21 protein-coding genes and 1 tRNA gene are annotated in these 25,152 nt (G+C 52.6%); 11 read left to right on the top strand and 11 right to left on the bottom strand.

Annotation, left to right across the window (positions count from 1 at the left end; all coding sequences use genetic code 11):
• Positions 1 to 159: 159 nt before the first annotated feature.
• From yihX to fabY, 3 genes are read left to right on the top strand one after another with little or no spacing between them, the layout of a single operon-like run.
• Positions 160 to 777, top strand: coding sequence for a glucose-1-phosphatase (gene yihX / locus AB7038_RS12100; RefSeq protein WP_072871441.1), 618 nt, complete (start codon positions 160 to 162; stop codon positions 775 to 777).
• Positions 778 to 810: 33 nt separating this feature from the next.
• Positions 811 to 1,248, top strand: a complete 438-nt coding sequence (dtd, locus tag AB7038_RS12105; RefSeq protein WP_369453396.1) for a D-aminoacyl-tRNA deacylase — start codon at positions 811 to 813, stop codon at positions 1,246 to 1,248.
• 50 nt (positions 1,249 to 1,298) lie between these two features.
• Positions 1,299 to 2,216: a fatty acid biosynthesis protein FabY gene (fabY, locus tag AB7038_RS12110; RefSeq protein WP_072871440.1), complete on the top strand. Its 918-nt coding sequence runs from the start codon at positions 1,299 to 1,301 to the stop codon at positions 2,214 to 2,216.
• Between the two features lie 97 nt (positions 2,217 to 2,313).
• On the opposite strand, the gene AB7038_RS12115 is transcribed toward fabY, so the two are convergent.
• Positions 2,314 to 4,077 (bottom strand): hypothetical protein, encoded by a 1,764-nt coding sequence (locus AB7038_RS12115; protein ID WP_369453397.1) that lies wholly within the window; start codon positions 4,075 to 4,077, stop codon positions 2,314 to 2,316.
• Positions 4,078 to 4,207: 130 nt separating this feature from the next.
• A complete protein-coding gene (locus AB7038_RS12120) occupies positions 4,208 to 5,593 on the bottom strand; it encodes a uracil-xanthine permease family protein (protein WP_369453398.1) in 1,386 nt (461 codons plus the stop codon).
• 241 nt (positions 5,594 to 5,834) lie between these two features.
• On the opposite strand from AB7038_RS12120, the gene gltS reads away from it, so the two are divergent.
• A complete protein-coding gene (gene gltS / locus AB7038_RS12125) occupies positions 5,835 to 7,067 on the top strand; it encodes a sodium/glutamate symporter (protein ID WP_004236569.1) in 1,233 nt (410 codons plus the stop codon).
• Positions 7,068 to 7,117: 50 nt separating this feature from the next.
• Here gltS and recG read toward each other — a convergent pair whose 3' ends face one another.
• From recG to gmk, 5 genes are read right to left on the bottom strand one after another with little or no spacing between them, the layout of a single operon-like run.
• Entirely contained in the window at positions 7,118 to 9,199 is a 2,082-nt protein-coding gene (gene recG, locus AB7038_RS12130) for an ATP-dependent DNA helicase RecG (protein ID WP_368889502.1), read from the bottom strand.
• A gap of 18 nt (positions 9,200 to 9,217) precedes the next feature.
• Complete coding sequence (gene trmH, locus AB7038_RS12135) at positions 9,218 to 9,913, bottom strand: tRNA (guanosine(18)-2'-O)-methyltransferase TrmH (RefSeq protein WP_368889501.1); 696 nt, start codon at positions 9,911 to 9,913, stop codon at positions 9,218 to 9,220.
• A 9-nt stretch (positions 9,914 to 9,922) separates the two neighbouring features.
• Positions 9,923 to 12,028: a bifunctional GTP diphosphokinase/guanosine-3',5'-bis pyrophosphate 3'-pyrophosphohydrolase gene (gene spoT, locus AB7038_RS12140; protein WP_024473624.1), complete on the bottom strand. Its 2,106-nt coding sequence runs from the start codon at positions 12,026 to 12,028 to the stop codon at positions 9,923 to 9,925.
• 17 nt (positions 12,029 to 12,045) lie between these two features.
• Complete coding sequence (rpoZ, locus tag AB7038_RS12145) at positions 12,046 to 12,321, bottom strand: DNA-directed RNA polymerase subunit omega (protein WP_004236565.1); 276 nt, start codon at positions 12,319 to 12,321, stop codon at positions 12,046 to 12,048.
• Positions 12,322 to 12,375: 54 nt separating this feature from the next.
• Positions 12,376 to 12,999, bottom strand: a complete 624-nt coding sequence (gene gmk / locus AB7038_RS12150) for a guanylate kinase (RefSeq protein ID WP_072871429.1) — start codon at positions 12,997 to 12,999, stop codon at positions 12,376 to 12,378.
• A gap of 82 nt (positions 13,000 to 13,081) precedes the next feature.
• On the opposite strand from gmk, the gene AB7038_RS12155 reads away from it, so the two are divergent.
• Positions 13,082 to 13,243 (top strand): helicase DnaB, encoded by a 162-nt coding sequence (locus AB7038_RS12155; RefSeq protein WP_369453399.1) that lies wholly within the window; start codon positions 13,082 to 13,084, stop codon positions 13,241 to 13,243.
• A 52-nt stretch (positions 13,244 to 13,295) separates the two neighbouring features.
• Here the strand turns inward: AB7038_RS12155 and AB7038_RS12160 are convergent, their stop codons facing one another.
• A complete protein-coding gene (locus tag AB7038_RS12160) occupies positions 13,296 to 13,913 on the bottom strand; it encodes a trimeric intracellular cation channel family protein (protein WP_004236560.1) in 618 nt (205 codons plus the stop codon).
• A 138-nt stretch (positions 13,914 to 14,051) separates the two neighbouring features.
• Here AB7038_RS12160 and AB7038_RS12165 point away from each other — a divergent pair, with 138 nt between their 5' ends.
• The gene (locus AB7038_RS12165) at positions 14,052 to 15,332 is read left to right on the top strand and encodes a DUF3748 domain-containing protein (RefSeq protein WP_369453400.1); all 1,281 of its coding nucleotides are present in this window, start codon (positions 14,052 to 14,054) and stop codon (positions 15,330 to 15,332) included.
• Positions 15,333 to 15,342: 10 nt separating this feature from the next.
• Here the strand turns inward: AB7038_RS12165 and AB7038_RS12170 are convergent, their stop codons facing one another.
• A complete protein-coding gene (locus tag AB7038_RS12170; protein WP_072871423.1) occupies positions 15,343 to 15,681 on the bottom strand; it encodes a YceK/YidQ family lipoprotein in 339 nt (112 codons plus the stop codon).
• Between the two features lie 466 nt (positions 15,682 to 16,147).
• Positions 16,148 to 16,720 carry a DNA-3-methyladenine glycosylase I gene (locus tag AB7038_RS12175; RefSeq protein ID WP_368889498.1) on the bottom strand — a complete coding sequence of 191 codons (573 nt, stop codon included), beginning with the start codon at positions 16,718 to 16,720 and terminating at the stop codon, positions 16,148 to 16,150.
• Positions 16,721 to 16,904: 184 nt separating this feature from the next.
• On the opposite strand from AB7038_RS12175, the gene glyQ reads away from it, so the two are divergent.
• Entirely contained in the window at positions 16,905 to 17,813 is a 909-nt protein-coding gene (glyQ, locus tag AB7038_RS12180; RefSeq protein WP_004236554.1) for a glycine--tRNA ligase subunit alpha, read from the top strand.
• Positions 17,814 to 17,822: 9 nt separating this feature from the next.
• On the top strand, positions 17,823 to 19,892 hold the full coding sequence (gene glyS, locus AB7038_RS12185) for a glycine--tRNA ligase subunit beta (protein ID WP_368889497.1): 2,070 nt from the start codon (positions 17,823 to 17,825) through the stop codon (positions 19,890 to 19,892).
• Positions 19,893 to 19,948: 56 nt separating this feature from the next.
• Here the strand turns inward: glyS and AB7038_RS12190 are convergent, their stop codons facing one another.
• Positions 19,949 to 21,040: a two-partner secretion domain-containing protein gene (locus AB7038_RS12190; protein ID WP_369453401.1), complete on the bottom strand. Its 1,092-nt coding sequence runs from the start codon at positions 21,038 to 21,040 to the stop codon at positions 19,949 to 19,951.
• A 267-nt stretch (positions 21,041 to 21,307) separates the two neighbouring features.
• Between AB7038_RS12190 and AB7038_RS12195 the strand changes: the two genes are divergently transcribed.
• The 3 genes from AB7038_RS12195 (at position 21,308) to dppA (ending at position 25,144) form a co-directional block, all read left to right on the top strand.
• Positions 21,308 to 21,384: transfer RNA gene (locus tag AB7038_RS12195), tRNA-Pro, on the top strand.
• Positions 21,385 to 21,546: 162 nt separating this feature from the next.
• Complete coding sequence (locus AB7038_RS12200; protein WP_369453402.1) at positions 21,547 to 23,094, top strand: ShlB/FhaC/HecB family hemolysin secretion/activation protein; 1,548 nt, start codon at positions 21,547 to 21,549, stop codon at positions 23,092 to 23,094.
• A 436-nt stretch (positions 23,095 to 23,530) separates the two neighbouring features.
• Complete coding sequence (gene dppA / locus AB7038_RS12205) at positions 23,531 to 25,144, top strand: dipeptide ABC transporter periplasmic-binding protein DppA (RefSeq protein WP_368889610.1); 1,614 nt, start codon at positions 23,531 to 23,533, stop codon at positions 25,142 to 25,144.
• The last annotated feature ends 8 nt before the right edge of the window (positions 25,145 to 25,152 follow it).

Below are 25,152 nucleotides of genomic sequence, written 5' to 3' on the forward strand. Positions count from 1 at the left end.
GTGTCCTGATCACATACCGGTCACAGGCTGATAACCGTACTGAAATACGGGCGGGATCGCAGTCCCGGATATTTTTTCTCACCGAAAATGGTTTTCACTCTGTTCAGGAAGGGAGTCTGCGGGTAGAGTAAAAATAATTCATCAACCCGGAGGGATGGTATGCTTTATATTTTTGACATGGGTAATGTCATTATTGATATTGATTTTAAACGTGTTTTATCAGTCTGGAGCAATCTGAGCGGCAAGCCGCTGTCCGAACTGAGCAGTGATTTTATTCACGGTGAAACCTTTAAACAGCATGAATGCGGCAAAATTTCCGATGTTGAATTTGCCGAAGCTATTAATGACCAGCTGGATATGTCGCTGAGTTTCGATGAGTTTGCCGAAGGCTGGCAGGCTATCTTTATCTCTGTCCGCCCTGATGTGATTGATATCATGAACAGGCTGCGTGAGCAGGGTCACCGCGTGGTGGTGCTCTCTAACACCAACCGCCTGCATCAGGATTACTGGCCGCAGCATTACCCGGAAATCGCCGCTTCCGCGGATTTCCTGTATCTTTCCCAGGATCTGGGACTGCGCAAGCCGGATCCGGATATCTATCAGTATGTGCTTGAAACCGAAGAATTTGAGCCACAGGATGCCGTGTTCTTTGATGATGTCCGCGAAAACGTGGATGCGGCAACGGCACTCGGTATCAAAGGCGTGTTTGTCACTGATCGTGACACAGTCTCCCGTTATTTTGCAGAGTATGATTTTTCAGCAGAAGTGACTGAGTAATTCAGGTGTGATTGTTTTTTAAACGGATATGACATGATTGCATTAATACAGCGTGTGACCCGCGCGGATGTCCGGATCGCCGGGGAAATTGCCGGTGAAATCGGTCCCGGATTGCTGGTTCTTCTGGGTGTTGAGCGGGATGACGACGAACAAAAATCAAAACGCCTGAGTGAGAAAGTGATGGGTTACCGCACTTTCAGTGATGCGGACGGAAAAATGAACCTGAATGTGGCGCAGTCCGGCGGTCAGCTGCTGGTGGTGTCACAGTTCACCTTAGCAGCAGAAACACAAAAAGGAATGCGTCCGGGATTTTCAAACGGCGCGGCACCGGAAAAAGCCAATGCCTTATATGAGCACTTTGTAGCGCAGTGCCGTGCAGCAGGAATGGTGACGGAAACAGGCCGGTTTGCAGCTGACATGCAGGTCAGTCTGACAAACGATGGTCCGGTCACTTTCTGGCTGCAGGTATGATACAACAGTCTCAGGCCGGTCACCGGTTACCACTGACAGGAGAAAGTGCGATGTATCATTTACGTGTACCAAAAACCGATCAGGAGCTGGAAAGCTATTTTCATTTCCGCTGGGCGATGCTGCGCAAGCCGCTGAATCAGCCGCAGGGGTCGGAAAAGGACGGTTATGATACCTATGCACATCATCAGATGGTGGTGGATGAAACCGGGCAGCCTGTGGCTGTCGGCCGCTTGTATATCAATGCAGAAAATGAAGGCGCGATCCGCTTTCTGGCAGTTGATCCGCAGATGCAGGGACGCGGACTGGGCACACTGATTGCACGCGCACTGGAGTCCGTGGCACGTCAGGAAGGTGTTAAGCGGATTGTCTGCAGTGCCCGTGAGGAAGCGGTCGCATTTTTTGAAAAATCAGGTTTTGAAAACAGAGGACCGATTACAGGCCCGCAAACGACGCCTGTTCGTCATTTTTTTATGATTAAATCCGTTGAAACCCTCGATGCAATTCTGCATCGTCCCGACTGGTGTGCTGAATTACAGAAAGCATGGTATGAAACCATTCCCCTGAGTGAAAAAATGGGGATCCGCATTACGCAGTATACCGGTCAGGAATTTATGACCACCATGCCGGAAGGCCCGAACCAGAACCTGCATCAGACCATTTTTGCCGGCAGCCAGTTCTCAATGGCGACACTGACCGGCTGGGGGCTTATCTGGCTGCTGTTACAGGAAAATTCCCTGGACGGCGATATTGTGCTGGTGGATGCCAATATCCGCTACCGCAAGGCAGTGGCCGGCAGACCGGAAGCCATTGCTTCCCGTGATAAACTCAGCGGTGATCTGGATCGTCTGGCGCGCGGCAGTAAAGCGCGGATTAAGCTGGAAGTGACTGTCGGGCAGGGGGATGAAGTCGGCGCTGTTTTTACCGGCACCTATATGGTGCTGCCCGGCCAGAAGCACGGCGCGGAGTAACGGGTAAGATACATTTCTTTTGCCCGTTATCAGAGCTCCCCGGTTTCAGAAGATCACACCACAGCGCCCTGAGGCGCTGTTTTTGCATCAGCAGATGCTACAGAATTTCCCCGGTTTCGCTGTTATCCGGGATCACCCGCTGCTCAGGCGGGGCAGAAGGCACCGGCTCTGGGGATACCGGGGTGTTGCTCATCTGTCCCTGTGTGATAGCCCGGTTTATCTGATTCCCCTGTTTGTCCTGTCCGGAGAGCATGCCGCTCAGTGTGCTGCGGATATCCTCTGCCCGCAGTTGTCCGTTCAGACGCAGCGTGTAATTGGCGCTGCCGGTCAGCGGAGCAGGCTGCCAGCCCCATTGTGACAGGATCTGGCTGTCTGCCCCGGTTGCCTGCAGTGTGAAACTGAAAGGTGCGGTACCGGATGGTGTCGCCTGAAACTGCATCTTCAGTAACCCTTCCCCGGCAGAGGCGGCAAACTGTGTGGTTGCCGCGCTGTCAGCCCCGGCAGTCAGTGTCAGATACGGGCGGTGCAGTTCAACCCGGTTAAAGGTGGCATTGCCGGCACTGACAGAAAGTTCGCCGTCCCATAAACCCCACTGACCGGATTTCAGGATCTGCATGGTTTTGATGTAGCCGTTCACATTGGTGAGCTGGAACGGGAAAACCGGCTGTGTATCAATCAGCAGGGCGTTGGAGACTTTAATATCCTGTAAGCGGATAGTATCAATTCCCTGCGGGGCGGTTTCCTGTAATGCGGCAAACCACTGTTCCGGCAAACTGTACAGCAGGTTGTCGGCGACACCGCTGGTGATATCCAGTGCCCGGGTAGCGCGGTTCCACTCCCCGGTAAAGCGCAGAATACTCTTGTCATAGCGACCGGTCAGGCGGTTGACAGCAATTTGATCGCCGCGCAGTTCCAGGGTGCTGATAATGTCAGAAAAATGCTGCCCGCTGAGTGTCAGATCTGCTGCGGCGATATCTGCCTGTCCGTTGTCTGTCTGCCAGCGTCCCTGTTTAAAGGCCAGATTTTTGACTGTGCCTTCCAGATAGTTAACCGCCCACTGATGACCTTCGAGCTTGATATTGGTGGCGGTGATATTTTTGGCCTGAATATCCGGCAGATTCTCTGTGCTGTCTGCCAGTTGTGTCAGTGATTGCGGTGTCTGCCAGCGGATATCATTAAGCAGCAGGTTATCCAGTTGCCACTGACCTTCGGCGCTGTGGCGTCCGGTGGCGGTGATCAGGCCGTTTTCCAGTGTGGCGGTCAGGTTATCAAACGTGAATTGTTTTCCGCTGACTTCACCCTGTGTCAGGATATTTTTCAGCGGCAGGCCGTAGTAGTTCAGGCTGTTGGCGGAAAACTGGTATTTACCGTTACCGGTCAGATCACTGCCCTGCGGCTGCCACGGCGTGATCCCGCCGGTAACACCTTCCGCATCAATTACCCGGTTGCCGTCGGTGCGGCGGAGTGCGGTCTGATTGAGTTGTAATAACCCGGCACTGACCGGCAGGGTGCTGCTGTCAGCAGCATCAGAAATTTCGATATCCCCTTTCTGCACAATGATACGGGCAAACCAGCCGGGTTCAGAAAAACTGCGCCAGTCCAGGGTCAGCTCAACATTGGCCGCTTCCAGGGCAAAATCACCGGAAACCGTGCTGATGCTGACATCACTGAGCGAAATAAGTGAAGGAGAGGAGAGCGAGTGACTTATCGCGGAAAGCGAGACTTTGTAGCGTGTATTGTCACTGATAAGGGCTGAAACCTGTTTTGTGCCCCATGATGTCTGCACCACAAGGGCCGTGGCAACAATAAGAATAATGACCAGTGTTATCAGCCAGAAAACAGCCCGTCCCAACCATTTCATAATGCGCTCCCCGAGAGATAATCCTGAGGGCATACTAGCGTGAGGCTCTTTGTGGTGACAAGGATTATCGCGGTTTTTCCGCACTGAGCAGCCCACGTGACCGTTTCCGGTCACGTGGTTAAACAGATGATTATTTCTCCGGCGGGAAAATCAGGTTCAGGGCAATCGCGGTCAGACCGCCCGCCGCAATTCCTGAGGAAAGCAGGGTTTTCAGCCAGTCCGGTGCGAACTGCAGGATCAGCGGCTGCTGGGAAACACCCATGCCGACAGCCAGCGACAGCGCGATAATCATAATCGCGCGGCGGTTCAGGGTTTCGCGGGAAACAATGCGCACACCGGATGCCGCAATCGTCCCGAACATAACAATGGTTGCGCCGCCGAGTACCGGCTCCGGAATATGCTGCACAAAGCCGGCGACAGCCGGGAACAGTCCCAGTACGATCAGCATCAGCGCCACCACATAACCGACATAACGGCTGGCAACACCGGTCAGCTGGATCACGCCGTTGTTCTGCCCGAAACAGGAGTTCGGGAAGGTGTTAAAGACCGCAGACAGGGCAGAATTAAGGCCGTTTGCCAGTACACCGCCTTTCAGGCGCTTCATATAGAGCGGACCGGACACCGGTTGTTCGGAGACATCGGACGTGGCGGTAATATCACCAATGGTTTCCAGCGAGGTCACCATAAAGATCAGGATCAGCGGCAGCAGCAGGTTCCAGTCAATGGATAAGCCGTAATAGAGCGGCGCCGGGATCACGACCACTTCCTCCGGGATTTCCGCATGGTTATCCGGCAGCATGCCCATCCACCAGGCGGCCAGATAGCCTGCTGTCATCGCCAGTACCAGTGAAGCGACGCGCAGATACGGGTTTTTCTGGCGGTTCAGCAGCACAATCACCGCCAGCACAATACCGGCGAGGATCAGGTTATTGGCTGAGCCGAAGGTGTTATCCGCCATTGCGCCATAACCGCCGCCGATGGAGGTCAGCCCGACCTGAATCAGTGACAGGCCGATAATCATCACCACCACACCGGACACCAGCGGTGTGATAATGCGGCGCGCCAGATGCAGGAAGCGGGAGAGGATCACCTCTGTCATCGCCGCCAGCATCAGCGTGCCGAACAGTGCCGCCATCATCCCTTCGGTATCCACACCGTTATTTTTCAGTGCCATACCGCCCATAATCAGCGGGGCAACAAAGTTAAAACTGGTTCCCTGAATGGAGAGCAGACCGGAACCGACCGGCCCCCAGGTGCGGATTTGCAGCAGTGAGGCCAGTCCGGATGCGAACAGGGACATACTGATGATCCGCTGGGTATCATGAGCGGAGAGCCCGAGCGCCTGGGCGATAAGCAGTCCCGGCGTAATCACCGCCACAAACATGGCCAGCAGATGCTGGCAGGCGGCAAACAGCGTCTGCGGCAGCGGCGGACGATCTTCCAGGCGATAGATGAGTTCACTATTTGTACTAATGGCAGAATTTACACTGGTTTTATCTGAAATTGCAGAATTCATGTCAACAGGTCCGGGATAAGCAATTTCCGTATTTTAATGATCTGCGGCACAAAAGCAATCGTTTGCGCGGATGGTATGTTATTTTTTATAGCGGAATATAATCACAGTTTTATTTATTTTAACTTGTCTTTATCCGCTTTTTTTTCTTTAATCCGGATACCTGCTTTTTTCTTTTGCGTAATAGGGACGTTATTAACGCGATACTGATGTAACAAATACCAACAATAAAAGGGGTACGTGAATGTATCAACTCGACGTTTACGGCACGCTGGTTGCGGCCACACTCGTCCTATTACTGGGACGTAAACTCGTAAAAACTGTACCATTCCTCGAAAAGTATACTATCCCTGAACCTGTGGCCGGTGGTCTTCTGGTCGCGATTGTATTATTGGGGCTCAAATCCGGTATGGATCTGGAAGTGAAATTTGATGATTCACTGAAAGACCCGCTGATGCTGGCTTTCTTCGCCACTATCGGCTTAAATGCCAACTTAGCCAGCCTGAAGGCGGGCGGTAAAACATTATTTATCTTTGTGATTGCCGTTGTGGGCTTACTGATTGTGCAGAACAGTGTCGGTATTTCCCTGGCGAAAATGATGGGGCTTGACCCGCTGATTGGTCTGCTGGCCGGTTCTATCACACTTTCCGGTGGTCACGGTACCGGGGCGGCATGGGGTAAAATTTTCAGCGACAGCTATGGTTTCACCTCTGCAACAGAAATCGCGATTGCCTGTGCAACCTTTGGTCTGGTGCTCGGCGGCCTGATTGGTGGTCCGGTGGCCCGTTTCCTGATCAAAAAGACAGCCATGAGCGATGTGAAATTACAGGATGATGAAGCACCGACCGCGTTTGAAAAACCGCAGGCCGGGCGCATGATCACTTCAATGGTTCTGCTTGAAACAATCGCGCTGATTGCTATCTGTTTGCTGGCGGGGACGTATCTGTATGGTGTTCTGACGGATTTCTTCACGTCGATGCAGTGGAAGTTCCAGATCCCGGCATTCGTGTGTGTTCTGTTTATCGGGGTTATCCTGAGCAACAGTCTGTCACTGATGGGCTTTTACCGTGTGTTTGAGCGGGCGGTGTCGGTACTGGGTAACGTCAGTCTGTCACTGTTCCTGGCGATGGCACTGATGAGCCTGAAACTGTGGGAAATTGCCTCTCTGGCGGTACCGATGCTGGTGATTCTGGCGGTGCAGACCGTGGTGATGGCGCTGTATGCTGTCTTCGTCACTTACCGGGTGATGGGGAAAAACTATGATGCGGCGGTACTGGCTGCCGGTCACTGCGGTTTCGGGATGGGCGCGACACCAACTGCGATTGCCAACATGCAGGCGGTAACTGATCGCTTCGGTCCTTCCCATGTGGCCTTCCTGGTGGTGCCGATGGTAGGGGCGTTCTTCCTCGATCTGATTAACGCACTGGTTATTCCGTTCTTCCTGGCGTTACCTATCTTCCCGGCTGCGGGCGGGTAACAGAACAGTTCTTAAAGCAGGCAAGCCACTCTTCCGGGTGGCTTTTTTCGTTATACGTTAGTGTATTGTGTGCGTTCCGGCAGCCAGCGTTCGATCAGCGCTTTCGACTGTTCCGGATAGTTCTGGTGCAGATGCCGTGCCACGCGCTGCACTTCCGGCAGCATGCCCTGATCGCGCAGTAAATCCGCGACTTTAAATTCTGCATTGCCGGTCTGGCGTGTGCCGAGCAGTTCGCCCGGCCCGCGGATTTCCAGGTCTTTCTGTGCGATAACAAAGCCGTCATTGCTGTCCCGCAGTACCTGAAGACGTAGTTTTGCCGTCTGTGTCAGCGGGGTTTTATACAGCAGCACACAGTGGGAGACTGCAGAGCCGCGTCCGACCCGGCCACGCAGCTGATGCAGCTGTGCCAGCCCGAGCCGTTCCGGGTTTTCTATAATCATCAGGCTGGCATTCGGTACATCCACCCCGACTTCAATCACTGTGGTGGCAACCAGCAGATCCAGCTCACCGGCCTTAAACTGCGCCATCACCGTCTGTTTTTCTGCCGGTTTCATGCGGCCGTGAACCATCCCGACCCGCAGATCCGGCAGTGTGGCAGACAGTTCATCAAAGGTGACCTGAGCCGCCTGGGCTTCCAGCAGATCAGACTCATCGATCAGTGTGCAGACCCAGTAAGCCTGGCGTTTTTCATCCTGACAGGCACTGCGTACCCGCTCAATAATCTCATGGCGGCGACTGTCCGGGATCGCCACCGTGGTCACCGGAGTTCTGCCGGGCGGCAGCTCATCGATAACCGAGGTATCGAGATCGGCATAGGCTGTCATTGCCAGAGTGCGCGGGATCGGCGTGGCGGTCATGATCAGCTGATGCGGATGAAATCCCTGCTGTTCGCCTTTTTCCCATAACGCCAGCCGCTGGTGGACACCAAAGCGGTGTTGTTCATCAATAATGACCAGTGCCAGGGAATGAAAACGGATATGTTCCTGAAAAATAGCGTGTGTGCCGATAACCATCGCCACATCACCGGCAGCAATGGCGTCTTCCTGTGCCTGCCGTGCCTTGCCTTTCTGTTTCCCGGCAACCCAGCCGACGCTGATACCCAGCGGCTCCAGCCACTGGCGGAACGTATTGGCGTGTTGTTCAGCCAGCAGTTCTGTCGGTGCCATCAGCGCCACCTGTTTGCCGTGTGCGATAGCACGGAGTGCCGCCAGTGCAGCGACCAGCGTTTTCCCTGAGCCGACATCCCCCTGAATCAGGCGCATCATCGGCACTGGTTTTGCCAGATCCTGCTCTATTTCCGCTACCACGCGCTGCTGGGCATTGGTCGGCGAGAAGGGGAGTTGCGACAGGAACTGATTTTTCAGTGTTTCCTGCGGTGACAGCGGCAGTGCGTGATAACGCTGTGCCCCTGCTCTGACCGCCAGCATGCTGAGGTGATGCGCCAGCAGTTCTTCCAGCACAATCCGTTTCAGTGCCGGATGCTGCCCGCTTTCCAGTTCGGCAAGCTGTGTATCCGCCGGTGGCCGGTGCAGCGTTTTCAGCGCCTGCGGCAGACTCATCATGGAGCGGGTCAGTTCCGGCGGCAGTAATTCATTGATGGCGCAGGTATTGAGCAGTTCCAGCGCCTGATCGAGTAGTTTACGGAGTGTGGCCTGGCGGACACCTTCGGTGGTCGGGTAGATGGGCGTGAGTGTTTCCTGCAATTCAACAGTCGTATCACTCTGACGGACTTTGTATTCGGGGTGGAAAATTTCCGGGCCGTTTTTGCCGCGCCGGATTTCGCCGTAGGCAGTGACCTGTTTTCCGGCCGCCAGCGCATTTTTCATCGCCGCCGAAAAGTTAAAGAAACGCAGGGTTAAGATGCCGGTACCGTCGCTTATCTGGCAGGTCATCATCCGTTTGCGGCCAAAGACCACATCGGTGCGCAGCACTTCGCCGCTGACGGTGGCATAAATCCCCGGTAACAGATCGGTGATGGTATAAAGCCGGGTCTGGTCTTCATAACGCAGCGGCAGATGGAACAGCAGATCCTGAAGGGTATGCAGACCGATACCGGCCAGTTTGCCCGCCTGCCCGGCCCCGACGCCGTGTAAAGTCGTGAGTGGGATAGCATCAAGCAGTTGACCTTTCATTTTCTGCTCCGTTTCGTATCAGGCGGATGGTTTCTTCTGTTGCATGGCAGCCCACCAGCTGTCCGGCGCAATGATATGGCCCTGTTCATCAATCTGCGGACGGGGCAGTTTTTTCTCACGGGCGACCTGGGCCAGCACCGGATAACCGCGTTCAAACAGCAGGCGCTGCTGTTCATCCTGCGCCAGGGCGCAGCGGGGATGCTCATAGAGACCGGCAGCTTCACGCTGGCGCTGTGCCTCATAGAGGATCACAGCGGCGGCAACAGACACATTCAGTGACTGTACCATGCCGGACATCGGGATCATAATATGCTGATCCGCCAGCCGGATGGCTTCCTGAGATATGCCGGTTTTCTCCGAGCCCATGATAATGCAGGTCGGGCGGGTAAAATCGACAGCCCGGAAATCCACCGCGCTGTCAGACAGATGTGTGGCAAGAATCTGCATACCCTGAGATTTCAGCAGGGTCACGGCATCAGCGAGTGTGTCGTGGTTATGCACATTCACCCAGCTGTTGCTGCCGGCGGCGGAAGAGACCAGGGTTTTGATCTTTTCCGGCCAGACCGCATGCAGATCATGGATACCGACCGCATCCGCGCTGCGGATCACAGCGGAGACATTGTGCGGTTTATGCACTTCCTCAAGACACAGGGTGAGGTCGGGCTGGCGCATCGCCATCATCCGGCAGATGCGCTCATAACGTCGGGAATTCATACCGTGTGATTAATTCCGGTTGCGGCTGACGCGCAGGACATCCGGCATAATGCGGATCTTACGCATAATATTCGCAAGCTGGATACGGTCTTTTGCGGTCAGGCGGATAAAGGCGCAGTAAACGCGGCCATCTTTCTCTTCGGTATTCATACTCTGAATACTGGAGTTGGCATCATTAATTGCGGCGGTCAGGTTAGCCAGCGCGCCCTGGTGGTTAAACATATCCACTTTGATTTCAGCAATGAAATCCGTGTCGATATCATTATCCCACTCAACAGCCATGAATTTTTCCGGCTCTTTTTCATATCCGCGGATATTACGGCAGGATTCATGGTGGATAACCAGCCCTTTACCCGGACTGATATGGGCGATAATCGGGTCACCCGGTACCGGACGGCAGCATTTGGCGAAGGTGATAAGCACTCCGTCCGCGCCTTTGATCGGCAGCTTGCGGGTGGTGCTCTCTTCAGTATTGCTTTCCGGTTCATTCAGCAGATTACGGGCAACCACCACGCTCATGGCATTCCCCAGACCGATTTCCGCCAGCAGGTCATCCAGAGTGGCCAGTTTCATCCGTACCAGCTCACGGCTGATATTTTCCTGCGGAATATCCGTGATCTTACGGCCATTACCGAGTGCATGGTTAAGCAGACGACGGCCCAAATTAACGGAATCATCCCGTTTAAGGTTTTTCAGTAACTGACGGATTTTCGCCCGGGCTTTTGAGCTGACAACAAAGTTCAGCCATGCGGCATTTGGCCGGGCACCCGGTGCGGTAATAATTTCAACGGTTTGTCCGCTGGTCAGTTGCTGAGAGAGCGGGTACGGCTGGCGATCAACGCGCGCACCGACACAGGAGTGGCCGATGTCCGTATGCACGGCATAGGCGAAATCCACCGGGGTGGCGCCGGTCGGCAGTTCCACAATCCGGCCTTCCGGCGTGAAGACATAAATCTCATCCGGGAAGAGATCGGATTTCACGCTCTCAATAAATTCAAAGGTGTTACCGGTGCTTTGCTGAAGTTCTATCAGGCTCTGCATCCAGCGGTGGGCACGCACCTGTGCGGTGGTGCCGGATTCACCGTGCTCTTTATAAGCCCAGTGTGCTGCCACCCCCATTTCCGCCATCTGATCCATATCTTCGGTCCGGATCTGCACTTCCACCGGCACCCCGTGAGGGCCGATAAGGGAGGTGTGTAATGACTGATAGCCGTTGGCTTTCGGGATGGCGATATAATCTTTGACGCGGCCGGGACGCGGTTTGTACAGGCCGTGAACCTGACCTAATACGCGGTAACAGGTGTCGACAGTGCTTACAATCACGCGGAATGCATAAATGTCCATGATCGAGTGAAAACGCTGCTCTTTCAGGTGCATTTTCCGGTAGATGGAGTAGAGATGTTTTTCCCGTCCGCTGACTTTGCAGCTGATCCCGGCTTCCGTCAGACGTCCTTCGATTTCAGATAAAATCTTCTGGATCATCTCTTTACGGTTGCCGCGCGCTGCTTTTACCACTTCTTTGATGACGCGGTAGCGGTTCGGGTAAAGGGCTTCGAATCCCAGCTCCTCAAGCTCCGTTTTGATATGGTGAATACCGAGACGGTGAGCCAGAGGACTGTAGATTTCAAGGGTTTCGCGCGCAATACGGCGACGCTTATCAGGACGCAGAGACCCGAGCGTGCGCATGTTGTGCGTGCGGTCTGCCAGCTTGATGAGAATGACACGGATGTCTTTCACCATCGCCATGACCATTTTGCGGAAGTTTTCAGCCTGAGCTTCTTTTTTATCGCGGAAGTTCAGTTTATCTAACTTCGATACCCCTTCCACCAGCCCGGCAACGGTGGTGCCGAACAGTTGTTCAATATCCTGAAAGGTGGCAGGCGTATCTTCAATAACGTCGTGCAGCAGTGCTGCCATCAGTGTTTCGAGGTCGAGACGCATCTCAGCCAGGATACAGGCAACAGCGACCGGATGGGTAATATACGGTTCGCCACTGGAGCGGGTCTGCCCTTCGTGAGCATCCCGCGCAACGACATAGGCTTGTTTTAACAGATCAATCTGCTCTTTCGGCAGATAATCCTTAACAATATGGTTCAGGCTTTCAAACAGGTACAAGGCAGACCTACCTTAACTTAACGACGTCCTTCGGCGATTGCAGAAACCGCTTGCATTTCAGCAGCTTCCTGCTCCTGTTGTTCCTGGCGCTCACGGGCGTCAAGGATCTGGCCGTTGATCAGATTTTCTTCGATTTCGCGCAGGGCGATCACGGTGACTTTATCGTTTTCTTCCGGAACCAGAGGCTCTTTGCCGCCGGCCTGTAACTGACGCGCACGGCGTGCTGCCACTAATACGAGGTCAAAACGGTTACCAATTTTTTCTACTGCGTCCTGGACTGTTACGCGTGCCATAGGTGTGCTACTCCACAGATAAATAAATGACTCGGCATGATACTGAAAGTTGTATCACTGTGCCAATAATTTGGCGATTAAAGCATCATGTCGCTGAACCTGGCGACCTGAACGCAGACGTTCCGCACGGATAATCGTCTGTAAATCGGTCAGCGCGACATTAAAATCATCGTTCACAATCAGATAATCGTACTCGCCATAGTGCTGCATTTCACTGACGGCCTGTGCCATACGTCCGGCAATGACCTCGTCAGTGTCCTGACCACGGCCGCGCAGACGGCGCAGCAACTCTTCACGGGATGGCGGCAGAATAAAGATACTGCGGGCTGCCGGCATCTGTTCGCGGATCTGGCGGGCTCCCTGCCAGTCAATATCAAGAAATACATCAACACCGGAGTTCAGGATATCTTCCACTGTTTTACGGGCGGTACCGTAGTAATTCCCGAAGACACAGGCATGCTCGAGAAACTCATTACGGCTGATCATGCTTTTGAATTCATCTTCAGTGGTGAAGAAATAATGCTCTCCGTGCACTTCGCCCGGGCGGAGACCGCGGGTGGTGTGCGAAACAGAAACCTGGGTGTCATATAAAGGCTGTGTTTTCAGTAATGCCTGAATAAGACTCGATTTTCCCGCACCACTCGGCGCAGAGACAATATATAACGTACCTTGGGTCATTGTTGATGTCTTGTCTGATTGGGGGTTGAAAAAGCCTCGGGGAATAAATCCCCGCATATAGTATACACACACGCGCAGCGACATGCAGCGTTCAGGTGATTATCTGCTGAAAATTTCTTATTTTTCCGGGCAGATGAATACGGATGTTTCATTTTTCCGCACCGGCGGAATAAAAATGTATGCATTTCCCCGTCAGTTACATGACAGTGCGGTACAACAGGAAAAAACAGACAAGCAGGGCTGATAAACAGCACCGGAACCGGTATTGTCCGGTTCCGGGTGAGTGGTTACTGCCGTTAATCCTGATTTTCGTAATTAAAGACCGGCAACCCGAGGCGGTAGCGGATGGCAATTAACCGGGATGTCAGACCGGCCACCAGGGTAATAATGATGACGGCATCGCGGGGCAGCGGCGTGTAAAACAGTAATCCCATATAGAGCCAGGCGGCGGCAAAGGAGATACCGGCATATAATTCTTTCTGGAAAACCAGCGGAATGGTGTTACACAGCATATCGCGCAGCACACCACCAAAAACACCGGTGATAACGGCGGCAATGGCCGCAATGATCGGGCCGTAGTTCATATCGAGTGCTATCTGAGCGCCGATAATGGAAAATACCATCAGCCCGATAGCATCCAGGATCAGGAAAAGACGGCGCAGATGCTTCATCATCGGTGCAACCCAGATAGTAATAACGGCAGCACAGGCAACCGTAATAATATATTCAGGATGTTTGACCCAGCCCAGCGGGTAATGGCCCAGCAGCATATCGCGGACAGATCCGCCGCCGATAGCGGTGGCGGAGGCGATAATAATCACGCCGAAGACATCCATTTTACGGCGGCCGGCGGCCAGCGCTCCGGTCATGGCTTCAGCGGTAATACCAATAATGTACAGGATACTGAGTAACATAGTCTTATCATTGCCGGTTTATCGGAAGGTTAGCATAGTCAGCACAGCCGTAAGTCTCGACTGAGTTTTTTTAGTCTGACCCAATCGGATTACCTGAGGTTATCCGAACTGATGGTATAAAAAGAGAGTATCACTCTAATGAATGAATATCAGATAACAACAACACCCCGTCATCATCAGCTTACTAATATTAATGTATGGACGCCGGATAGCCAATGGCTGGTTTATGATGTCCGCCCTCAGGGGGCTTCATTTACCGGTAAAACGATAGAAAAAATTCATGTGAATACAACAGAAATCCGTGAAATTTACCGGGGAACTGCCGGGGCCTGTGTGGGGGTGGTGACGGTCAGCCCTGAATTACCGGTGCGCTATGCCTTTATCCGCGGGCCGCTGAACCCGGATCCGCAGTGGCAGTATGATTTTCATCACCGTCAGGGGGTGATGGTCAGTGATGATGAACCGGGTGTTGCACACAATATTGATGCTTTCTGCATCACGCCGCCTTATCAGCCCGGCGCTCTGCGCGGCGGTACACATGTGCATGTGTTCAGTCCGGACGGGGAGTGGTTGAGTTTCACCTACAATGACCATGTGCTGCATGAGCGGGATCCGGCGCTGGATCTGCGTAATGTGGCGGTGGCGGTTCCGCTGCATCCGGTATGTACCGGGAAACATCACCCGCGTGAATATGACGGGGAATTTTATTGCTGTGTGGTCTCGCGGACAACTCCGGCACCGCAGCCCGGCAGTGATGACATCAGCCGGGCATACGAAGAGGACTGGATTGGTGAGCAGGGGTATCTGCGGGCTGACGGCTCCCGTCAGCGGCGGGCGATTGCGTTTATCGGGGATACCCGGTCAGAAAACGGTGAGGTGATCCCGGAGATTTTCCGTCTCGATCTGCCGGAGCGGCCTGAAGATTATGCCGTTGTCGGTGATCTGCCGCCTGAGGGAACTGACAGCACGATGCCTGCCCCGCCGGCGGGGGTTACTCAGACGCGGCTGACATTTACTCATCAGCGCAGGTATCCGGGGTTGGCAAAACAGCCGCGTTTCTGGCTGCGCAGCTCACCGCAGGGCGACAAAATTGCGTTTCTGATGCAGGACGACCAGGGAGTTGTTCAGTTGTGGACAATTTCCCCGCAGGGCGGGGAACCGCATCAGGTCACTTCCGGCAGTGACAGTATTGAATCCGCATTCAGCTGGGACAGCACCGGGCGGTATCTGGCTTTTGTCCGCAAAGGATTGGTCATGGTGTGCAGTGCTGAAACCGGAGTGTGCCGGGCGGTGACGGCACCATCGGCAGAACCGGTTTCAGGGGATGCGGTGGTGTTTTCACCGGATAACAGCCGGGTGGCATTCCTGCGCCGCACAAACGGCTGGCAGCAAATCTGGGTGGCAGACACCGGGCTGTAACAGTGGCTGATTATTCCTGCGGTGCGGGTGGCGGGGAATTGTGCGCGGTTTCCGCTGCTTCCAGGCGTTTTACCCGTTCCGCAGGGGATGACTTACTGTTGTCTTTGCCGTCGGTGGCATAATCAACCGGGGCCAGAAGGGTATCGAGGACAGCGGAGAAAGGCAGGTCAATGGCGACAATCGGCTTCATTACCCAGCCGGTTTCGTCATCCTGCAACATAGCGATACTGTTTTTGGTCCCGGGATAGTAGCCCTCCGTCGGGCCGGTCCGGGTCATAATGCTTGAGCAGCCGCTGAGTATCGTACTCAGTCCCAGCAATCCGCTTATTATCATACATTTGCGTGTCATAACATGTCCCTGCATATACAGCGGGCGGGTACCGGTAATTATTTCACCCGACCGGCGTACTATTCCATAAATAGAGTGTACTGAGAAGTTTTTGTTTTTTTGTGTGATCCGGGTTTCCGTTTAACGGCGGAGCGTTATCACGGCAAATTGTCACCGGCAAAATACGCAGATCACAGACAAAGGGTACCATCCCCGGGGAACTGTTTTAACAGAACCGGCGGAATTATCTGTCAGAAAGTGTGACTGAATTTATTGAACAGTGCGGTTTGTCGGCGCTAATACAATGATGATAGCAGGATTATTACAGCCATTACCGGAGGCGCTTCCGGGTAAACTGGGACGCATTACTGAACGGTGTGAAGTAAATGCCTTGTGCTTTATACCGGCCGGTAATGTCAGTTAACAGATCCAAAGTCCTCGTTATACCTTTACCCCGTTATGTTCTTACCACATAACGGGGATTTTTTTACCGGCGGCTGCAACAGTGCGGCAGATGATCATCAACCATGCCGACGGCCTGCATAAAGGAATAACAGATAACCGGTCCGCAGAATTTAAACCCGCGTTTTTTCAGTGCTTTTGCCAGAGCATGGGACAGCGGCGTATCCGCTGGGATGGTGCTGCTGTCAGTATGGTGGGTAACCAGCGGCGTGTTACCGGTGAAATTCCACAGAAAATCACTGAAATCCTCACCGGCCTCCTGCATCGCCAGATAAGCTTTTGCATTACTGATAATGGCATTGATTTTCGCCCGCTGGCGGACAATCCCCGGATTTTGCATCAGTTTATCCACATCGGCATCTGTCATGGCCGCCACTTTTTCGGGATCAAACTGAAAGAACGACTGCCGGTAATTTTCCCGTTTTTTCAGGATCACCAGCCAGGAAAGACCCGCCTGCTGGCCTTCAAGGCAGATCATCTCAAATAATTTATGGTTATCCCGCTCAGGGACGCCCCATTCGGTGTCATGATACTGAATGTAGAGCGGGTCATCAGTAACCCAGGCACAGCGGGTCTGAGCAGCAGCGGACAGTGACATTGTGTTCTCCCGGAAAACGGCTTTCCCGTTAATTTATACTGGATAAATATCCATGTAAACGGGTATGTTTCCGGTTTTTCGATCCGGGCGGAAAAAGATCGGAGAAGCGCTGTATAGTCCGGCGGTCAGAGGGTATACTGAATGACTTTATTTTATTATTCATTTTCTCGCGTGCGGATCCAACATGCAAAAGTTTGATACCAAAACCTTCCAGGGTCTTATCCTGACATTACAGGATTACTGGGCGCGCCAGGGCTGTACCATTGTTCAACCACTGGACATGGAAGTCGGCGCCGGCACTTCACACCCGATGACGTGTCTGAGAGCGTTAGGGCCGGAGCCGATTGCGGCGGCCTATGTGCAGCCATCCCGTCGTCCGACGGACGGCCGTTACGGGGAAAACCCGAACCGCCTGCAGCACTATTATCAGTTTCAGGTCATCATCAAACCGTCTCCGGATAACATTCAGGAACTGTATCTCGGCTCTCTGAAAGAGCTGGGTATTGACCCGACGGTTCATGACATCCGCTTTGTTGAAGATAACTGGGAAAACCCGACCCTGGGTGCCTGGGGATTAGGCTGGGAAGTCTGGCTGAATGGCATGGAAGTCACGCAGTTCACTTACTTCCAGCAGGTCGGCGGCCTGGAGTGCAAACCGGTTACCGGGGAAGTCACTTACGGTCTGGAGCGCCTGGCGATGTACATCCAGGGCGTGGACAGCGTTTACGATCTGGTCTGGTGTGACGGCCCGCTGGGCAAAACCACCTATGGTGATATCTATCATCAGAACGAAGTTGAGCAATCCACGTATAACTTTGAATACGCCGATGTGGACTTCTTATTCACCTGTTTCGAACAGTATGAGAAAGAAGCACAGTCCCTGCTGGCACTGGAAACTCCGCTGCCGTTACCGGCCTACGAGCGTATTCTGAAAGCGGCTCACTCTTTCAACCTGCTTGATGCGCGCAAAGCGATTTCGGTGACGGAACGTCAGCGTTATATCCTGCGTATCCGTACCCTGACCAAAGCCGTTGCTGAAGCTTACTATGCCTCCCGTGAGGCACTGGGCTTCCCGATGTGTAAAAAGAACTAAGAGGCTGTCATGACACAACAGACTTTCCTGACGGAAATCGGCACAGAAGAGTTACCGCCGAAGGCGCTTCGTTCTCTTGCTGAATCTTTTGCGGCCAACCTGACTGCAGAACTGGCCGCTGCTAACCTGACTCACGGTGATGTGACCTGGTATGCCGCACCACGCCGCCTGGCAGTAAAAATTGCCGGTCTGGCGGAATCCGCTGCTGATCGCGAAGTGGAAAAGCGCGGCCCTGCGATTGCCCAGGCATTTGATGCTGAAGGCAAACCGACCAAAGCGGCGGAAGGCTGGGCACGCGGCTGCGGTATCACCGTTGATCAGGCTGATCGCATGGTCACTGACAAAGGTGAGTGGCTGCTGTACCGTGCGGTGGAAAAAGGGAATAAAGCCAAAGAATTACTGGCAGATATGGTCAGCCGTGCGCTGGCAAAACTGCCTATTCCGAAACTGATGCGCTGGGGTGATAAAGAAACTCACTTTGTGCGTCCGGTTCATACTGTCACGATGCTGATGGGTGCGGATGTCATTCCGGGTGAAGTTCTGGGGATCACCTCTGACCGTGTTATCCGTGGTCACCGTTTTATGGGTGAAGCAGAATTCACTATCGCACACGCAGATGAGTATCCGGCAATTCTGGAAATCCGCGGTAAAGTGATGGCGGATTACGATGCCCGTAAAGCCATGATCAAACGTGATGCGGAAAAAGCAGCGCTGGCACTGGGCGGCGTGGCTGACCTGACTGACAGCCTGCTGGAAGAAGTCACTTCACTGGTGGAATGGCCGGTTGTGCTGACAGCAAAATTCGAGGAAAAATTCCTCGCGGTTCCGTCTGAAGCGCTGGTTTACACCATGAAAGGTGACCAGAAGTACTTCCCGGTTTACGACAAAAACGGCAACCTGATGCCGAACTTTATCTTTGTCGCCAATATCGAGTCTTCTGATCCGTCACAGATTATCGCAGGTAACGAAAAAGTCGTGCGTCCGCGTCTGGCGGATGCCGAGTTTTTCTTCAAAACCGACTGCAAAAAACGTCTGGAAGATAATCTGCCGCGTCTGAGCACGGTCCTGTTCCAGCAGCAGCTGGGCACTCTGCGTGATAAAACTGATCGCCTTGAAGCGCTGGCAGGCTGGATTGCCGGTCAGATTGGCGCGGATGTGAATCACGCGACCCGTGCCGGTCTGCTGGCCAAATGTGACCTGATGACCAACATGGTCTTTGAATTCACTGACACCCAGGGTGTGATGGGCATGCACTATGCACGCCATGACGGTGAATCCGAAGACGTGGCACTGGCACTGAAAGAGCAGTATCAGCCGCGTTACGCCGGTGATAACCTGCCGTCAACGCCGGTGTCTGATGCGCTGGCGATTGCTGATAAAATGGATACCCTGGCGGGGATCTTCGGCATCGGCCAGCATCCGAAAGGGGATAAAGACCCGTTTGCTCTGCGCCGTGCTGCGCTCGGTGTGCTGCGTATCATCGTTGAGAAAGGTTATAACCTCGACCTGGAAACGCTGACACAGGAAGCTGTCCGCCTGTATGGTGATAAGCTGACGAACGCGAATGTGGTCACTGATGTGGTTGATTTCATGTTAGGCCGTTTCCGCGCCTGGTATCAGGAGCAGGGTTTTGCGATTGATACTATCCAGGCGGTGCTGGCGCGTCGTCCGACCCGTCCGGCAGACTTTGATGCCCGCATGAAAGCCGTCACTCACTTCCGCACACTGGACGAAGCTGCTGCCCTGGCTGCCGCTAACAAGCGTGTTTCCAACATTCTGTCGAAGAGTGATGATGCACTGAACGATACCGTTCTGGCATCATTAATGAATGCACCGGAAGAAATTCGCCTGGCAGCCTATGTGACTGACCTGAAAACACAGCTGGCACCACTCTATGCAGAAGGTAAATATCAGGAAGCACTGACTGAACTGGCTTCTCTGCGCGAAGCGGTGGATGCGTTCTTTGATAGCGTGATGGTGATGGATAAAGATGATAATATCCGCCGTAACCGTCTGACATTATTAAATGAACTGCGCAACCTGTTCCTGGGCGTTGCGGATATTTCGCTGTTGCAGTAATTTTTATTAAACAGTGATGTTACGATATAAAGCCCGGTCTGACCGGGCTTTATTTTTTATTCAAACGGCAGTAATAATGCGCCTTCAGTTTTCCGGATATCCATTTTATTCAGCTCAATATCCTGCTTTCCGCCGATATAATTTGTACCGTCAAAAATCAGAGTGAAATCGCTGATCGGGCTTTTCGGATTAAGGTAATTTATTTTCATCTGACCGTTATTTTCAATGCTGCTGTTACTCATAATGGTATTCATCAGCAATGTATTAATCTTACCTGATGGTGTATTTTCAAATCCGGAATGATGCAGATCCATTGTCAGCTGGTTATGGCCATACATTGGTGTTTTTTCCGGATCAGTCAGCTGTAATTCAGGCCCGATGGTTATCTGTCCTGCATTCCGTATTTGCGCAGCAGCAGAATGAATATACATGTTATCCGCTTTGATATGGCTGTTCGCTTTGATATTCAGAAAGTTATTGGTATTTTTTCTGTTTTCCAAAGAGTAATCCGGATTGAGCATTTCCAAATCACGAAGACCGCTGTTTGTTTTTGCCAGATCATAATGTCCGATATAGGTCGCCAGATTTTTGGTTTTCAGCTGACTGTTTTTCATATCAATAGCGGCGGCAATTAATGTGAGTTTATCCGTATCAGCAAAATGTTGTTCTGCGGTGTTCAGCATGCGGACTTTTCCGCTGATATTCCGGTAACCGGAAAACTGCCCGTCCGGCGTCATACTGACATTTGCTGCGGCCAGACTCAAACTGTTCACACCGGTCACACTACATCCGTTACAGGCAATACCGTTCGGGTTGGCAATAATCAGATGAGCTTTTTGGCCATCCACATGTATATTGCCGCGCAGACGTGATTTTTCACCTGAAAGCACTTCGTTAATAATTGTCCCGGCACCGGTTTCACGGTTATTAAATACCACACCGTTCTTACCAACATTAAACTGATCGTAGGCATTATAAGAAACACCGTGTGTGTTTGCCGGTGCGATATTGATTGTGGTGTTGTTTCCCTGACGAACGACCTGAGTCGTCTCCGCAGAGGCAGGATTAACGCTAATATCCGCTGCAGAGGCGAACTGAGCGAGGAAAAGGGCACTGCTGATAACGGACAGCTTTACTATTTTTGGCATAACCACTCCCTGGTTGTTGCTGAGGTATAAAATCCACGGGCAGGATAAATAAAGTCGCTGACAGGGGATATGAACAGAGTGGTTATTTTTTGTCAGTTTTCAGCATTCCGATAGCAAATAAAAAACATACCGTTTACCAATAAGCGGATAAAAAACAGAAATTTGGCTGATAAACCGGCGAAATAAAAATAATGGGGCGAAAAATAAAAAATTCCGGTTTCAGCTCTTGACGTTTAGCCTTTCCGGCAGTAATATCCATCCCGCTTTCGGCGAGTAGCGCAGCTTGGTAGCGCAACTGGTTTGGGACCAGTGGGTCGTAGGTTCGAATCCTATCTCGCCGACCATATTAAGAAAAACCCTGCTTTTACAGCAGGGTTTTTTGCTTTTCAGCATCCGCCGTTTTTCTTCTCTGTTACTCTCAAAAATTCCGCCGCTTTTTTGATATCGCTGTTTTCTGTTATCCGTTTAACTGCCCGCTGAAAGGATTTCATCAGACGGACGGATACATGATACAAAAAACAATTGCTGCTGCTGCGATGGCAGCCTGTGGCTGTGCGTGGGGCAGTATATACACTTCTCCGCCGGTTTCCCCGGCCTCCTGCGCCATACTGTCAGAGGTGGTGATTAAGCAGCGTGAATTAATCGGGGTATCTTATCTGGCGGATGAATTTGAAAAAAACATCACCGGGCGCTGTCTGACATCAGAACAGATGGCGGAAGCGGTGATGGCTCTGGAGTCAGCGGTGCATGAGGCGGGTTTTATCACAGCACAAATCAGTGTACCGCCGCAGAATGTCAGTGACGGCACACTGACCCTTCACTATCTGCCCGGTTATCTGAGTGGTTACCGCGATAAAGAGGGCGGGGGCACGCATTTCGGGCTGAATCTGATTTTCCCGCAGCGGGCGGACGGGCAACTGAATATCCGTGATACCGAACTGGGAATGACTCATCTGAATCAGCTGCCCGGCCTGGGGGCTCAGGCCGCAGTTGAACCTGATCCTCAGAACCCCGGTAACAGTATTATTACCATTGCCCGGCAGAAAAAACGCAGCATCAGCGGCTCACTGGAAATCAATAATCACGGCAGTCCGTCAACCGGCAGCAGGCAGATAACTAACCGGCTCAGCCTTGAGAATCCGTTGCAACTGTATGATCGCCTGTTTATTTATACTCTGCGCGATACGGATCGCGACCATTCTGCCGGGGTGAAATTTATCTACGGGCAATACCGGCTTCCCTTCCGGCACTGGGAGTTTACCGCCGGCGGCAGCTACAGTGAGCAGAAGCAGCAATACCCGGTGTACCGGGGATCACTGGACTATTTCACCCGCAGTAAAACGCTGGATCTGAGCCTCGGCCGTAAGCTGCTTCTGACCCCGGCGCATGATGTCACCCTCAGCAGCGGAATTTCTGCGCTGACCCGGAATGTCACACTCGGACATACGCCGCTGGTACTACCTGAACGCCGCTCTGTTTACTGGAACGCCGGACTGAACCACCGCTGGTATCATCCGGCGTTCACTTTTCAGTATCAGGTGCAGTATAAGCATTCCCTGAACCGTTTTGGTGCGCTGCCGGTAACAGAAAAAAAGCTGAAACATACCCGGCAACTGATGGCGGAAACAACACTGACCGTCCCGTTCCGTCTGGCCGGTCAGCCGTTTTATTATGAAAATGTTATGCGCGGCTTTATTAATGCAGATAAGGCAGATGAGATGGATTATGAATCCCTGAGCGGCCGTTATTCAGTGCGCGGTTATCCGTTCTCCCACAGTATGAGTTCTGCCCGGGCATTCATCAGCCGTAATGAGGTGGTATGGCAGCAGGTATTGCCGGGACATAACCTGTATCTGGCTGCTGACGCTGCACTGCCGGGTGTGGCCATTTCCGGCGGAGGCCGGTCTCATGGCCTGGCCGGTACAGAAATCGGGATTAAAGGTGTTTACAGCGCACTGAGCTATCAGGTTTTTGCCGGTATGCCGCTGAAAGAGGCGGAGAGAGTACCGGTATTTTCACCTGTGTGGGGTTTTTCTGTCAGTGTCCGCTACTGATGATAATTGATTTCATTATGTGATAGTTCCGGTGTATACCAGGCAGGAGGCGGATTACCACCGCAGTTGTGGCAAAAGGTGCAACGGAAAACACTGTGACAGCGATATCAGACAAAATAATCGCGCAGTAATTAAGCATTCAGTCACAAAATCCGTATAATTTTTATCAGCTGTTTATTCTGTGAACGTTTTATCCGGCAGCTGAATAAATGCTCAGTTGTGTGCCCGCTCAAACATTTTAGCTGTTTTTGTTATCAAAACGTTTGATTTGTGTGTTTTATGTGTAGTCATCGTCCATAGTCAATAGTATTGACTGCCTCTGTGACAGTTGATTTAGTGAAGTGTCAGAAAATAATAAACAAACTGAAATTTGTGGTCCGGCACTGCCGGACGACAGAGCAAACACGACATTCAACGACAGGCGGAGATAATGATGATGAGAAGCGCCAAACGTAAGACAGGATTAGCGAAGCTGGGTATTACACTGGTTGCCCTGGCGGTGTCTGCAAGCGTCAATGCGGCGGGAACACTGGTTTTTTGTTCTGAGGGATCACCGGAAGGATTTAACCCGCAGCTGTTCACCTCGGGAACCACTTATGATGCCAGCTCCGTGCCGCTGTATAACCGGCTGGTGGAGTTTAAGCCGGGCACCACAGAGCTGGAGCCGGGCCTGGCGGAATCCTGGGATGTGAGCGAAGACGGAAAAACCTATACGTTCCATCTGCGCAAAGGGGTGAAATTCCACAGCAGCAAGGATTTCAAACCGACCCGTGATTTCAATGCGGATGATGTGGTCTTTACCTTCGACCGCCAGAAAAACCCGGATAACCCGTATCACAAAGTGTCCGGCGGCAGTTATGAATATTTCAGCGGTATGGATATGGACAAAATCATCGACAAAGTTGAGAAAGTCGATGACAACACCGTCCGTTTTCAGCTGAGCCGCTCTGAAGCACCATTCCTGGCAAACCTCGGAATGGACTTCGCCTCCATTCTTTCCGCCGAATATGCCGATCAAATGCTGAAAGCCGGTACACCGGAGAAAGTCGACCTGAACCCGATCGGCACCGGGCCGTTTGTGTTGCAGCAGTACCAGAAAGATTCCCGTATCCTGTATAAAGCTAACGATGATTACTGGAACGGCAAACCGAAAATTGACCGCCTGGTCTTCTCCATCACCCCGGATGCCTCTGTCCGTTACGCCAAACTGCAGAAAAACGAATGTCAGGTGATGCCGTACCCGAACCCGGCCGATCTGGAGCGTATGCGTGAGGATAAAAACATTGTCCTGAAAGAGCAGCCGGGCCTGAACGTCGGCTATCTCTCCTATAACGTCACGAAAAAACCGCTGGATAACGTCAAAGTGCGTCAGGCACTGAATATGGCCGTTAATAAAGATGCCATCATTGACGCGGTGTATCAGGGTGCAGGCCAGAAAGCGAAAAACCTGATCCCGCCGACCATGTGGGGCTACAACAACAGTATCGAAGACTATCCGTATGATCCGGAAAAAGCCAAAGCGCTGCTGAAAGAAGCAGGTATGGAAAACGGCTTTGAAATCGACCTGTGGGCGATGCCGGTTCAGCGTCCGTATAACCCGAATGCCCGCCGTATGGCTGAGATGATCCAGGCAGACTGGGCGAAAGTCGGCGTGAAAGCCAAAATTGTGACCTATGAGTGGGGTGAGTACCTCAAGCGCGCGAAAGCGGGTGAACCTCAGACTGTCATGATGGGCTGGACTGGTGACAACGGGGATCCGGATAACTTCTTCGCCACACTCTTCAGCTGTGCGGCCAAAGAGCAGGGTTCTAACTACTCGAAATGGTGTGATCAGTCCTTTGAAAACATTATTCAGCCGGCACGTACCACCGCTGATCCGAAAGAGCGCGCCAAGCTGTATGAGCAGGCTCAGGTGGTGATGAAAGAGCAGGCGCCTGCGCTGATCGTTGCACACTCAACAGTGTTTGAGCCGGTGCGCAAAGAAGTGAAAGGCTATGTGGTGGATCCGCTGGGTAAACACCACTTTGACAATGTTTCTATCGAAAAATAAGTAAACCG

It is taken from the genome of Morganella morganii (assembly GCF_041099235.1).
Classification (GTDB): Bacteria; Pseudomonadota; Gammaproteobacteria; order Enterobacterales; family Enterobacteriaceae; genus Morganella; species Morganella morganii_E.